At 50.0% G+C, this 13,317-nt stretch carries 11 protein-coding genes; 9 read left to right on the forward strand and 2 right to left on the reverse strand.

The features are described from left to right. Positions 1-70: 70 nt before the first annotated feature. The 4 genes from I2G61_RS15050 to I2G61_RS15065 all read left to right on the forward strand — a co-directional run bounded on the left by I2G61_RS15050 (position 71) and on the right by I2G61_RS15065 (position 6,467). Positions 71-2,644, forward strand: a complete 2,574-nt coding sequence (locus tag I2G61_RS15050; protein WP_072684259.1) for an ATP-dependent Clp protease ATP-binding subunit — start codon at positions 71-73, stop codon at positions 2,642-2,644. A gap of 437 nt (positions 2,645-3,081) precedes the next feature. Then, positions 3,082-4,296 carry an NAD-dependent epimerase/dehydratase family protein gene (locus I2G61_RS15055; protein ID WP_072684260.1) on the forward strand — a complete coding sequence of 405 codons (1,215 nt, stop codon included), beginning with the start codon at positions 3,082-3,084 and terminating at the stop codon, positions 4,294-4,296. Continuing rightward, positions 4,293-5,480 carry a non-hydrolyzing UDP-N-acetylglucosamine 2-epimerase gene (wecB, locus tag I2G61_RS15060; protein WP_072684261.1) on the forward strand — a complete coding sequence of 396 codons (1,188 nt, stop codon included), beginning with the start codon at positions 4,293-4,295 and terminating at the stop codon, positions 5,478-5,480. The genes I2G61_RS15055 and wecB overlap by 4 nt, the downstream gene beginning before the upstream one ends. Before the next feature lie 114 nt (positions 5,481-5,594). Then, positions 5,595-6,467: a GH25 family lysozyme gene (locus I2G61_RS15065; protein ID WP_072684262.1), complete on the forward strand. Its 873-nt coding sequence runs from the start codon at positions 5,595-5,597 to the stop codon at positions 6,465-6,467. A gap of 30 nt (positions 6,468-6,497) precedes the next feature. On the opposite strand, the gene I2G61_RS15070 is transcribed toward I2G61_RS15065, so the two are convergent. Both I2G61_RS15070 and rpsD read right to left on the reverse strand, forming a co-directional pair. Beyond that, the gene (locus I2G61_RS15070) at positions 6,498-6,752 is read right to left on the reverse strand and encodes a TfoX/Sxy family protein (RefSeq protein WP_039864335.1); all 255 of its coding nucleotides are present in this window, start codon (positions 6,750-6,752) and stop codon (positions 6,498-6,500) included. 97 nt (positions 6,753-6,849) lie between these two features. Further along, complete coding sequence (rpsD, locus tag I2G61_RS15075) at positions 6,850-7,452, reverse strand: 30S ribosomal protein S4 (RefSeq protein WP_072684263.1); 603 nt, start codon at positions 7,450-7,452, stop codon at positions 6,850-6,852. 344 nt (positions 7,453-7,796) lie between these two features. Here rpsD and I2G61_RS15080 point away from each other — a divergent pair, with 344 nt between their 5' ends. From I2G61_RS15080 to I2G61_RS15100, 5 genes are all read left to right on the forward strand, one after another. Continuing rightward, positions 7,797-8,231 carry an N-acetyltransferase gene (locus I2G61_RS15080; protein ID WP_072684264.1) on the forward strand — a complete coding sequence of 145 codons (435 nt, stop codon included), beginning with the start codon at positions 7,797-7,799 and terminating at the stop codon, positions 8,229-8,231. A 123-nt stretch (positions 8,232-8,354) separates the two neighbouring features. Further along, positions 8,355-10,085, forward strand: a complete 1,731-nt coding sequence (locus tag I2G61_RS15085; protein ID WP_072684265.1) for a septation ring formation regulator EzrA — start codon at positions 8,355-8,357, stop codon at positions 10,083-10,085. Then, positions 10,066-11,226, forward strand: coding sequence for a cysteine desulfurase family protein (locus I2G61_RS15090; RefSeq protein ID WP_072684266.1), 1,161 nt, complete (start codon positions 10,066-10,068; stop codon positions 11,224-11,226). Before I2G61_RS15085 ends, I2G61_RS15090 begins: the two co-directional genes overlap by 20 nt. Further along, entirely contained in the window at positions 11,207-12,403 is a 1,197-nt protein-coding gene (thiI, locus tag I2G61_RS15095) for a tRNA uracil 4-sulfurtransferase ThiI (RefSeq protein WP_072684267.1), read from the forward strand. The genes I2G61_RS15090 and thiI overlap by 20 nt, the downstream gene beginning before the upstream one ends. A 156-nt stretch (positions 12,404-12,559) precedes the next feature. Next, on the forward strand, positions 12,560-13,204 hold the full coding sequence (locus I2G61_RS15100; RefSeq protein WP_072684268.1) for a hypothetical protein: 645 nt from the start codon (positions 12,560-12,562) through the stop codon (positions 13,202-13,204). Positions 13,205-13,317 lie beyond the last annotated feature (113 nt).

Genomic DNA, 13,317 nt, shown 5'->3' on the forward strand with positions numbered 1-13,317 from the left:
ATTTTGTTTAGCACTCTATTGACTAGAGTGCTAAAAGTGATATACTAACGAGTGTAAGGAGGGACATCCTATGAATATTGATCAGATGACAGAACGATTGCAGCGGATCTTAATGGAAGCGATCCAGCTGGCGCAGGCGCAGGGCCAGAGCGAGCTGAACGTCGAGCATTGTCTGAAAGCAATTTTTGAAGACGACGGCATCGACGGCTTGTGGCAGCGGCTGGGACAAGACAAGCAACGGACGCTGCAGATCGTCGACAGTTATATGAAACGGCTGCCTTCCAGTACTTCCGGCGCTCAACCGAACCTCTCCCGCGAGGTGAATCAGGCGTATCAGGAAGCGCTGAAGTGGAGTCAGGCACACGAAGAAACCTATATGAGTTCGGTAGCATTTCTGATCGGCTTGTTGTTCGGTGGCAGCGCCGTCGCCAAGGCGATTCTGGAAGCGACCGGAATTACGAAAAAAGCGCTTGAAAAAGCGGAGGAAGAAAGACGAGGTGGAATGAAGATGAATGAACAGAACGCGGAAAATCAACTGGATGCGCTGCAGAAATACGGACACGATCTGGTCGAGGACGTCAAGAGCGGCAAGATCGATCCGGTTATCGGCCGGGATGAGGAAATCCGGCGGGTTATCCAGATCTTGTCGCGGAAAACAAAGAATAACCCGGTGCTGATTGGCGAACCGGGTGTCGGGAAGACGGCGATTGTCGAGGGCATCGCGTGGCGGATCATGAACGGCGACGTTCCATTCGGCTTGAAGGAAAAGAAACTGATCGAGCTGGATATGGGCGCACTGATCGCCGGCGCAAAATACCGTGGCGAGTTTGAGGAACGGCTGAAAGCGGTGCTGAACGAAGTGAAGCAGGCGGACGGCAACATCATCCTGTTTATCGACGAGATTCATAATCTGGTCGGCGCGGGCAAGACGGAAGGCTCCATGGACGCAGCCAACCTGTTGAAGCCGATGTTGGCGCGGGGCGAACTGAAATGTATCGGAGCGACGACGTTTGATGAATACCGCAAGTATATTGAGAAGGATGCGGCGCTGGAACGCCGGTTCCAGAAAGTTCAGGTCGACGAACCGTCCGTGGAAGACACAATCTCTATCCTGCGGGGCTTGAAGGATCGGTTTGAAAGCTATCATGGCGTACAGATTCTCGATGAAGCGATCATTGCTGCGGCGACGCTGTCCAACCGCTATATCACCGACCGGTTTTTGCCGGATAAAGCGATCGATTTGGTCGATGAAGCCTGCGCTTCACTGCGGGTGGAGATGGATTCGATGCCGACAGAGCTGGACGAGCTGATGCGGCGGATTATGCAGCTGGAAATTGAAGAAACGGCGCTGAAAAAGGAAACCGACGCCAAGACGCTGCAGCGGCTGGAGGAGCTGCGCAGGGAACTGGCGGATCTGAAAGAAGAAAAAGAAATCAAATACAACCAATGGCAGCAGGAAAAGCGTAAGCTGGACGAAGCCAAGGTTTACAAGGAGCAGCTGGAAAAAGCCCGCCTGGACTTCACGCAGGCGCAGAACGAAGCGCGCTATGAGGAAGCGGCGAAGCTGCAGTATGACACGATCCCGACGCTGGAGCGGAAAATCCGCGAGTCGGCGCAGAACAAAAAAGAGGAACACATGATCCAGGAGATCGTCGATGAGGAACAGATCGCCAAGGTCGTTTCCCGCTGGACGCACATCGAGGTCAGCAAGCTGATTGAAACGGAACGGCAGAAATTATTGCATCTGCAGGACGCGCTGGCGCAGCGGGTCATCGGTCAGGATGAGGCGCTGGAGCTGGTCACGGAAGCGATTCTGCGGTCCAAGGCGCAGATTCAGGATGAAAACCGGCCGATTGGTTCGTTCTTGTTCTTAGGCCCGACCGGCGTCGGTAAGACCGAAGTGGCCAAGGCGCTGGCGGAGCAGTTATTTGACGATGAATCGAAGATCATCCGGATTGATATGAGCGAATACATGGAGAAGCACAGCGTGTCGCGGTTGATCGGCGCGCCTCCGGGATATGTCGGTTACGACGAGGGCGGTCAGCTGACGGAAGCAGTGCGCAGAAAGCCGTATTCCATCGTGCTGCTGGACGAAGTGGAAAAGGCTCATCCGGATGTCTTCAACATCCTGCTTCAGATCCTGGACGACGGTCGGATCACCGATAACAAGGGCGTCACCGTCGACTTCAAGAATACGCTGATCATCATGACCAGCAACCTCGGCTCACAATATGCGTTCGACAGCGATAAGGAAGAACGCAACCGCCGGTATATGGACGAAGTCCATAAGTATTTCAAACCGGAATTCGTCAATCGGATCGATGAGATCATCGTCTTCAATGCCTTGAACAATGAAGTGCTGATCAAGATCGCTGATAAGTTCCTGCATGAACTGGCTGGCCGGTTAGCGAAGAAGGATATTGCGCTTGAAGTCACCGACGCGGCAAAGGCGAAGATCGTTGAGCTGGGCGTGGATCCGGTCTTCGGAGCGCGGCCGATGAAGCGGCATATCCAGAGAACGATTGAAACCTTGATTGCCCGTAAGATGATTGAACGGGGCAACGAGGGCAACTGCACGATGAAAGTGGACGTGGAGAATGGGCAATATGTTCTGCACGTGATTGAAAATCCTGAAGTGATCTAATGCAAAGAGGTCGGAGAAATCCGCCCTTTTTTGTTACTTCAAGGTGTTAGAAAGTTCTTTTTTGAATAACCGTTCATAACAGAAAATGAGTCGTTGATAATATTTTGTGAATTAATTATTTATGAGATGACATTGGAATTGGACTAGAGATTGTTAATAATTTATATCAATTTAATAATAGAAATCAGGAAATTGAAAAGAATTTATTATAATGTAGGGCTTAAACCGGTAAAAGAAAAGGGATATACCAGCGTTTTATTGGGGTGAGATTAAACGGTTTTCCTTATTGAATAGCTGATATAAATATTGGCCAGGGATATAATAAACAATAAGGTATAAAAACGAATCTTTAGACTTTTATAGAGGATGGTACAAAAATAATTCCTTGAATCCCATTTAAACAAATAGTACAATATCAACGTGATAGGCGGTGTGGAATGAACATATTAGTTACAGGCGCTAAGGGTATGGTAGGAACAGCTCTGGTTGCCAATCTGAAGAATATCAAAGAAAATAAAAATAGAACTCGGCCGGGATTGAAGGTCGATGAGATCTATGAATATGATCGGGAATCTACGGTAGAAGAATTAGAACTGTACTGTGAAAAAGCTGATTTTGTATTCCATCTGGCAGGCGTCAACCGGCCTCAGGATCCGGCTGAATTCATGTTGGGAAACTTTGGGTTTACATCGACATTGTTGGAATTATTGAAAAAACATCAGAACAACGCGACGATCATGCTGAGTTCTTCGATTCAGGCGACGCTGGCTGGAAGGTTTGGGGAATCGGAGTATGGCAAAAGTAAGAAAGCAGGCGAAGAACTGTTTTTTCAGTATGCTGAAGAAACGGGAGCCAAAGTCGCGGTGTACCGGTTTCCGAACTTAATGGGCCATAGCCGTCCTAAATACAATTCAGCGGTGTCGACGTTCTGCTGGGCTGTGGCGAATGATGAAGAGTTCACTGTGAATGACAGAAGTACAGAATTAGAATTACTTTACATTGATGATCTGATCGAAGGCATGTTTGATCTTCTGGAAGGAAAAGAACAGCACTGTGAATTTGACGGAGTAGAAACGGTTCTAAAAGAAGCCGGACGTTATTGTTGCGTGCCTGTGACGCATAAGGTTACCCTGGGCGAGATTGTCGATTTACTGGAACAATTCAAAGCGCAGCCGGAGACGTTAATGATGCCTAAAATTCCGGAAGGCTCCTTTGCGAAGAAATTGTATAGTTTATACTTAACTTATCTTCCGGCGGAGAAATTTAAGTATGAACTGAAGATGAACTGTGATGCACGCGGGAGCTTTACGGAACTCCTGCATACGCTGGACTGCGGTCAGGTCAGTATTAATATCAGTAAACCTGGCATTACAAAAGGGCAGCATTGGCATAACAGCAAATGGGAACAGTTCATTGTCGTAGCGGGTCATGGCTTAATTCAGGAACGGAATATTCATACCGGGGAACTTGTTGAATTTGAAGTGTCAGGTGAGAAGATAGAAGCCGTCTATATGATTCCCGGGTGGACGCACAACATCATCAATCTGTCAGAAACTGAAAATCTGGTTACTGTGATGACGTGCAATGAAATCTTTAACCCGGAGCAACCCGATACCTTTTTTGAAGAAGTAGGGAGGAAGGCAGCAGAATGAGTGAAATCAGAACCAATTATTCTTCTATCCATTTTCAGGATAACGGAAAACTTAAGCTTTTAATCATCGTGGGCACGCGGCCGGAAATCATCCGGCTGGCGGCGGTGATCAACAAATGCCGGAAATATTTTGATGTGGTTTTAGCCCATACGGGCCAGAACTATGACTACACGTTAAATGGGATCTTCTTTGAAAACCTGAAGATCGCGGATCCGGAAGTGTATATGGATGCGGTAGGGGACGACTTAGGCGCAACCGTAGGCAACATCATCAACTGTTCCTACAAGCTGATGAGTCAAATTCATCCGGAAGCGTTATTGATTCTGGGAGATACCAATTCCTGTTTATCTGCGATCGCCGCCAAGCGTCTGCATATTCCCATTTTCCATATGGAAGCCGGGAACCGCTGCAAAGACGAATGTCTGCCGGAAGAAACAAACCGCCGGATCGTCGATATCATTTCCGATGTCAACCTGGCGTATTCTGAGCATGCGCGAAAGTATCTGCATGAATGCGGTCTGCCGAAAGAGCGCGTCTATGTAACCGGATCGCCGATGGCGGAAGTGCTGCATCAGAATCTGAGTGAAATTGAAAGCTCGACGATTTTAGAAAAGCTGGGCTTGCAGCCGCATCGCTATATTCTGCTTTCCGCTCACCGGGAAGAGAATTTGGATACGGAAAAGAATTTCCTTTCGTTGTTTAACGCGATTAATAAAATGGCGGAAAAATATGATATGCCGATTCTGTACTCCTGTCATCCGCGTTCCCGCAATCGTTTGAAAGCGTCAGGCTTTCAGCTCGATCCGCGGGTGATTCAACATGAACCGTTAGGCTTTCATGATTACAATCACCTGCAGATGAATGCCTTTGCGGTGGTCTCGGATTCGGGCACATTACCGGAGGAAAGCAGCTTCTTTATCAGCATAGGCCATCCATTTCCGGCCGTCTGCATCCGGACATCCACGGAAAGACCGGAAGCCTTGGATAAAGCCTGCTTTGTTTTAGCAGGAATTGATGAAAAGTCGCTGCTGCAGGCAGTCGATACGGCAGTACAGATGAATCTGTCCGGGGATTACGGAATTCCGGTCCCGGATTATGTTGAAGAAAATGTAAGCACGAAAGTGGTGAAGATTATTCAGAGCTACGTGGGCGTGATCAATAAAATGGTGTGGCGGATATCGTAAAGATATTCACCGCACCTTTTTTGTTTCAACTGTTTAGGAACATGCGCCAGAGCGCCTTCTTCTCCGTGAATAAAATGGATTACCGGACAATCCGGGAAGAAAGGAGGACACAATATGAAAGTCATCGACATCAGTCAGTATGATGGAAATGTGGATTTTCGGCAGGTCCGGGCGTCTGGCGTGGAAGCGGTGATGCTGCGGTCAAGCTGGGGTCACTTCGTTGAAGACTTACGCTTTCGTGAGAATGTGCGTAAATGCAACGACGCGGGGCTGCCATACGGACTGTATCATTACAGCTATGCTTTAAACGAATCCGAGATGATGCGTGAGGCCGAAAAGTTGATCGCGCTGGCCCGGCATTTTTCTCCACGCATGCCGGTCGCAATCGACATGGAAGATGCAGACGGTTATAAAGAACGCCACGGAACACTGTATAACAAAGCGCTGAATACTGAAATCTGCCGCTACACCTGCCAGAAAATAGAAGAAGCCGGCTTCTATCCGATGGTTTACGCAAGTCTGGACTGGTTTCTTAACAAGCTGATCTTGAGCGAGCTGGACCGCTACGATCTGTGGCTGGCCCAATGGAATGTCAACGGACCGTCGCTGCCCTGCGGGATGTGGCAATATACGAGCAGCGGATCTGTGCCCGGCGTGCCCGGCCGCTGTGATCTGAATACCGCGTATAAAAACTATCCGGTGATTATCGGCGAGAACGAAGAGGGGGGACAGGATATTCAGTGGATTAATCCGTATGTTACGGTGCAGGTCGTGCACGGCGTCGGCCGCCGCAACATCTATTATGTGCGCAATGCCGTGATTTCAGGAACCGTGATCGCGGAGCTGAGCCCGGGTGAAAGCTTGCCTGTGGATTTAATCAGCGCCACGGTTCTGGAAGATGGCTACAAGTGGATTAAAGTCGATCTGGGACAAGGCGTAGTCGGCTATATGCAGGTCGATCTGGACTATCTTCGCTTTCTGATTTAAAAAGCGAATTCCGAAGAATTCGCCTGACGCTTATTTGTAGACAGAATAAAAATCTTTGAGCTCGGCCTTCTTATCGGGGCTGAGCTCGCTTTTCTTTATGCCCTGAATCGCGCCTTCCAGCGCGTACAAGCGGTGGATACAGGCGGAAGGATCGACAGCCCTAATTTTTAACCAGGCTTGCTGGGCGCCCAGCGCGATCAGCTGATCCGCGGTGGTGATTCCGACTTCGTTCAGCTGGCGTTCCAATTCTTTTCCCAGATTCGGCAGCTTTGATAATTCACCCATACGTTTGCCTTCTTTCTCTATTTTCAGTGTAGCGGAATGCCGCTTGAAAAACAAGGCGAAAATACAAAAAAAGCCTTGCTAGAAGGCTTCTTTTGACTTATCGGTTGTAGTATTCGACAACCAGTAGTTCGTTGATTTCCTGATTCAGTTCGTTCCGTTCCGGCAGGCGGACATAGGTGCCCTTTTTGTTTTCCTTATCAACGGTAACGAAAGCCGGTGTGTTCAGCGTTGCTTCCAGCGCATCGGCGATGCAGGCCATCGACTTGGACTTTTCCTTAACTTCAACCGTAGAACCCGGCTTTACCGTGAAGGAAGGGATATCGACCTTCTTGCCGTTAACCAGGATATGACCATGGTTGACTAACTGACGGGCAGCGCGGCGAGTTCTGGCGAAGCCCATGCGGTAAACGATGTTATCCAGACGGGATTCCAGCAGGCACAGGAAGTTGTGACCCTTAACGCCAGCCATCTTTTCTGCTTTCACATAAGTGTTCGCGAACTGACGTTCGTTAACGCCATACATGTTTCTGATTCTCTGCTTTTCACGCAGCTGCGTGCCGTAGTTGCTCAGCTTAATCCGCTTTGTCGGTCCGTGCTGACCTGGCGCATAAGTGCGGCGCTGCAGTTCCTCGCCTGTTTCCAGGATCGAGAAGCCCAGACGACGGGAAATTTTCCAAACTGGTCCAGTATTTCTTGCCATTTTCAATTCCTCCTTGTGTGTTTTATGGCACATAAAACAACAACAGGTACAAATCATTGACGCAGGGTGTTGGTAGACGGCAGTTTCGCTTGAAGCAGCAAGTTACTTCTGCTCTGGAAAGAATTCCAGTACCAACGCCGGTTGCGCAACTTTGTAAGCTGCTATTATTAAACGCTAGGTAAGTATAGCAGATTTCTTCGCTCCCTGTCAATCGAAAAATGAAATAAATCCCTTTAGATAAAGGCGTTTTGCAGGAATCGGAGTTGAATTGTGAGCGAGGGGCAGTTTATAATGAAAAAATGAGCGCCGCAGGGAAATTCAAACCGGCGGCAGGAGGGAAAAAGATGCAATTTACAACGATCGATCAACACAATTACCGTCAGGCCTGCTGTCTGAGCGTGACGCCGGAACAAAGCGGATATTTGAGCAGCGCGCCGATGATTTTAGCTCGCGCTTATGCGTATCGCCATCAAAACAGCGAAGTAAGTCTGATCGAGGAAGGAACAGACAAACTTGGTCTGATAATGACGCGGGAAACAGATTTGGGAACAACGGTCATTCTTGATCAATTCTTTATTGATCAGCGGTTTCAGGGCCGGGGCTATGGCCGGAAGGCGATGGAGCTGCTGCTGCAAAGCCTGCGTGAACGCCGGCTAAAACGCGTTGTTTTATGTTACCGTGAGGCAGATCAGGCCGCGGCGCGATTGTATCGGTCGTTGGGCTTTACGGAAACCGGCGAGCGGGACGATGATGAAATTCTGATGGAACTGATCCTTTAAATGATAAGAAAAGTTGGACTTTGCGGCGTTTTCCATCGGGAATAAGAAGTTGTCAAAAACTTGATTTTAACCTATGAGAGTTTGTCGCTTTATGATAAAATAAGAACTAAGAGGTGGTATGCGTTGGAGAAGGTACTGGAAATTCTGACACGAAAAGAAGTGATCATCGCCATGGTGGTCATTCTTGTTCTTTTTATAATCTGGTTCATCGTGCGAAAGGTAAAGATTAAAAACTGCAAGGCGCAGCTGTCGGAGCTGGAAGTCCGGTACAACTCGATCAAGAGCGTGCCGCTGCCGTTTAAGCTGAACAAAGCCGTGGCGATTGCTCGCGTCAATCAGGAGACGATGGCGCAGGTCACGCATTGCAAGGATGATTTTGAACTGGCGCAGGCCAATCTGAAGCAGATCGCGCAGATGCTGGCGGACACGGAAGACATGGTTCTGGTCGGTAAGCTGAAAGACGCGCGCATCAACCTGGACGATCTGGACAACATGATGGAGCTGGGCGAGGAACAGGTCCATCAGCTGGAAGCGTTCCTGGATAAAATTCTCGAAAAGGAAACAGCGCAGCGGGCGGAAGTCACGCAGATGAAGGAAGAATTCCGGACGCTGAAGCTGCAGGCGCAGGAAAAGAGCGCGCAGCTGTCGTTCTGTTGGGAGACAATAGAAAACCGGATCGCCGCGACGGAGAAAATGTTCTCGGCGTTTGAGGAGTGGATGTATGCGTCGGAGTTTGAAAAAGCTTCGGAAGAGCTGGTAGAAATCCGCGAAGCGCTGGGCGATCTGACCGATATCATTAATAACCTGCCGCAGCTGCTTCAGGAAGCGCGCGGACTGATTCCGAATTTGATCGACGAGGTTTCGCGCAGTTATTCGATGCAGAAACAAAAGGGCGTTTATCTGCACCATCTGGAAGTGCCGCGCAATCTGGAAGTGATCAGCGAGACGCTGAAAGAAGATCTGGCTGCACTGAAGCAGGGGACAGCCGTTCATATCCGGGCGCATCTGGACGAGGATAAAAAGCGGCTCAGTCAGTTGTTGGCGCAGATTGAAAAAGAAGGCCAGAGCTATGACGAAATGCGTCAGGCTGAGGAAAAAGCAGAAAAGACCGTGCTGCAGCTGAAAGAAAACAGTCAGTATGTCCGCCAGCTGATGGCGAAGGTTTCCGTGCGGTTTGGGATCGAGGATCTGAGTGATCAGATTAAACTGCGCGAGCAGCGGATCATTGAAATCGAAGATATGCGCGTCAAGATCATGCAGATGATCAAAGGCAATTCCGTTCCGGCTTCGACGATTTTGATTTCCCTGAAAGAGCTTCAGCAGGAAGCCGACGCCGTGCTGACTGAGGTCAACCAGCTGAAAGCGCGGCTGGACAGCGCCTGCAGCGACGAGGCCCGGGGGAAGAAGCAGCTGCTGAAGCTGCAGCTGATCATGAATGAGATGCAGGTCAAAATCCGCAAGAACAAACTGCCGGCGATTTCCGCCACCTATGAAGGTGATCTGGCGCGGGCTGTCGAATATGTCCGCTCGATTGAAGATCTTTTAACCGATACGCCGCTCAATGTGCAGCTGATGAACGCCACGCTCAACGACGCGATCGATTATATTTACAAGCTGTACAACAATGTGAACAACCTTGTCGCCATGGCGATCATGGTGGAGAATACGATTGTTTTCGGGAATAAATACCGTTCGACGTATCCGGATATCGACTCCGAGCTGACCCGGGCCGAGCTGTGCTTCCGCAATGGCGAATACACGCAGGCGCTGACCGTGGCGCTGGCGACGATTGAACGAATCCATCCGGGGTCGTATGAGAAGCTGATAAAGGAGAATGCGCAAAGTGCTGCCTGATAACGCGATTTATTTTGATAACGCCAGTACGACGCCGGTGCATCCGGAAGTCCGCAAACTGGTCAACTCGCTGTTGGAAACATCGTTCGCCAACAGCGAATCTTTGTATGATGAAGGGATGGAAATTTCCCGCCTGATGGAAAAAAGCCGCACGCAGATTGCTTCTCTTCTGAAAGTGCAGCCGCATGAAATTATTTTTACCAGCGGCGCCAGCGAGGCCAACAACATGGCGATCAAGGGCGCGGCGTTTGCCGCGATGGGCAGGAAAAACCATCTGATAACGACGAAGGTCGAACATTCCAGTGTCGCCAACGCGATGCGCCAGCTGGAAGAGGTGTTCGGGTTTGACGTGACCTGGCTGGACGTCGACGAACGCGGCGTAGTCCGTCTGGATCAACTTGAGCAGGCGCTGAGCGAGAAAACGGCGTTGGTTTCGATCATGGCGGTCAATAATGAAGTCGGCAGCGTCATGCCGCTGGAAGCCATTAAAAAGATCGTCCGGAAAAACAGCCACGCTTTGCTTCATATCGACTGTGTTCAGGCGCTGAAGCGAATTGATCTGGATCTGAGCCAGGTCGATCTGGCAAGCTTTTCCGCGCATAAGATTGAGGGCTTGAAGGGCAGCGGCTTTTTGATGAAGAAGCAGCATGTGAATCTGGTGCCGATCATCAGCGGCGGTCAGCAGGAACAGGGACTGCGCGGCGGCACGGCCAATTCCATTGCCGACATCGCGCTGGCCAAAACTTTGCGTTTGGCTCTGGAAGAACAGACGCAGTACCGGATGGTGACCCGTCAGCTGAATCGGCGGATGCGCGAAGGGCTGGCCCAGCTGCCTGAGATTGAAATTAACAGTCCGGACGACGGCGTCAGCGCAATTTTAAATTTCTCATGCAAAACGATCCCGTCGGAAGTCATGATGAACGCGCTTAACAGCCGGAATATCTGCGTTTCCGCGCAGAGCACCTGTTCCAGCAAGTCCAAAACGCCATCCCATGTCCTCAAGGCGATGGGGATGAGCGATAAGCGGGCACTGTCAAGCATCCGCTGCAGTTTTTCCAGCCGCAACACGCCGGAAGAAGTCGATCGATTTCTGCGGGAACTGAAGGAGATATTACATAAATATGGAACCCATTCACTATGATCACATTTTAGTCCGTTATGGCGAATTGTCGACCAAGGGTAAAAACCGTAAGGATTTTATCAAAAAGCTGACCGACAACATCCGCGCCTCGTTAAGCGCTTATGACAAATTGACGTATGAGCGGACCTTTGACCGCTTATATATTCACCTGCATGGAACGGAACCGGAGGAAATCTGCGCGATTCTGAAGGAAATCTTCGGCCTGAGTTCATTTTCCCTCTGCCTGAAAATCCGTTCTGGTCTCGACGCGATGGTGGAAACCGGCTATCAGGTGGCGATGGAACGCGGCCAGGGGACCTTTAAGGTCGAAACCCGCCGTCATGATAAGAAATTCCCGATGGTCAGCGATCAGATCAATCGTGCCGTCGCGACGAAAATCTTGAAGGAAAGCGAAATGAAGGTCGACGTCCACCACCCGGATCTGCGGATCGGGATTGAGGTCCGCGAGGAATTTACTTATGTGATGGCCGATACCGTCAAAGGCGCCGGCGGCTATCCGGTCGGCATGGGCGGCAAAGCACTGCTGATGCTTTCCGGCGGCATCGATTCGCCGGTCGCCGGCTACCTGACGATGAAGCGGGGCGTGGAGATCGAATGCATTCACTATGCCTCCCCGCCGTATACCTCCAGCAGCGCTCAGAAAAAAGTGTTGGACTTAGCCGGGATCATCTCGAAATACCAGGGCAGCATCAAGGTGCATATCATTCCATTTACCGATCTGCAGCTGGCGATTTACAAGCATTGCGACGAAAGCTACGCGATCACGATCATGCGCCGGATGATGTATCGGATTGCCGAGCGGGTCGCGCAGAAATACAAATGCCTGGCGATCGTCAACGGTGAAAGCATCGGGCAGGTCGCTTCGCAGACGCTGGAAAGTATGCAGACGATCAATCATGTCATCGACATGCCGGTAATCCGGCCGGTCGTCACCTACGATAAGCTGGAAATCATCGACGTGGCCCGCCGCATCAACACCTATGAAACGTCGATTCTGCCATTTGAAGACTGCTGCACGATCTTTACCCCGAAGAATCCGGTGACCAAGCCGCATCCGGAAAAAGCGGAAAAGATGGAAGCCGGCTGGGATTTTGAAGCCTTGATCGACGAGTGCATTGAGAAAATGGAAACCGTCGTCGTCACACCCGCAACGCCGCAGGAAGACGACCTGTTTTAAACAAAATAGATATAAATGAAGCATAAGCTTTCTAATTCAGCCGGGGGAGTCGTGAAGGACCCCGGCTTTTTCCATTTCTTCCCAAGCGTTCGTTTTGATTTCACCTGAATGTCTTCTGACAAAGACAGCCATACTGTTATTGAGGTGAGAAAAATGATGGATTATCGTAAACGCGAGTATCAGTGTCCTTCCCGGAAAAGCCAGAACGATTACAAGTATGAGATGGCTTACGAGTTGGGCGCCGATTACCAGGAAGCCCTGGTCGAACGCAAAAGCGAGTATCTTCAAAATGTGAAGCAAAAAGAAATTTGCAAGCATGCCACCGAATTTGGACAGGAGATGGAAATCATGAACAATCAGAACAACCAGTACAGCCAGAACAACAACGACCGTCAGCATCAGTCTGACCGCCAGCACAACCAGGAAAACAGCCGTCAGAACAACCAGTACCGCTCTGAATTCTCGCAGGAAAATCAGTTCCAGCAGAACAACAACGATCGTCAGCACCAGTCCGATCGTCAGAACAACCAGAGCAACAGCCGTGAGAACAACCAGTACCGTTCTGAATTCTCGCAGGAAAACCAGTTCCAGCAGAACAACGACCGTCAGCATCAATCCGATCGTCAGCGCCAGTCTGACCGTCAGAACAATCAGGAAAACAGCCGTCAGAACAACGAATACCGCTCTGAATTCTCGCAGGAAAACGAGTTCCAGCAGAACAATGACCGTCAGCACCAGTCTGATCGTCAGCGCCAGTCTGACCGTCAGAACAACCAGAGCAATCGTCAGAACAACAAATAACGACCGATCTCAACGTGATCAGTCCAGAAAGGAGCGGGAAACCGTTCCTTTTCTGTTTGTGTGCCGGGCATGGCATACATCTAGTTGGTGAAAATCCAACCACGGGTATTTAC

This window comes from Holdemania sp. 1001095H_141210_F2 (genome assembly GCF_015558105.1).
Classification (GTDB): domain Bacteria; phylum Bacillota_I; class Bacilli_A; order Erysipelotrichales; family Erysipelotrichaceae; genus Holdemania.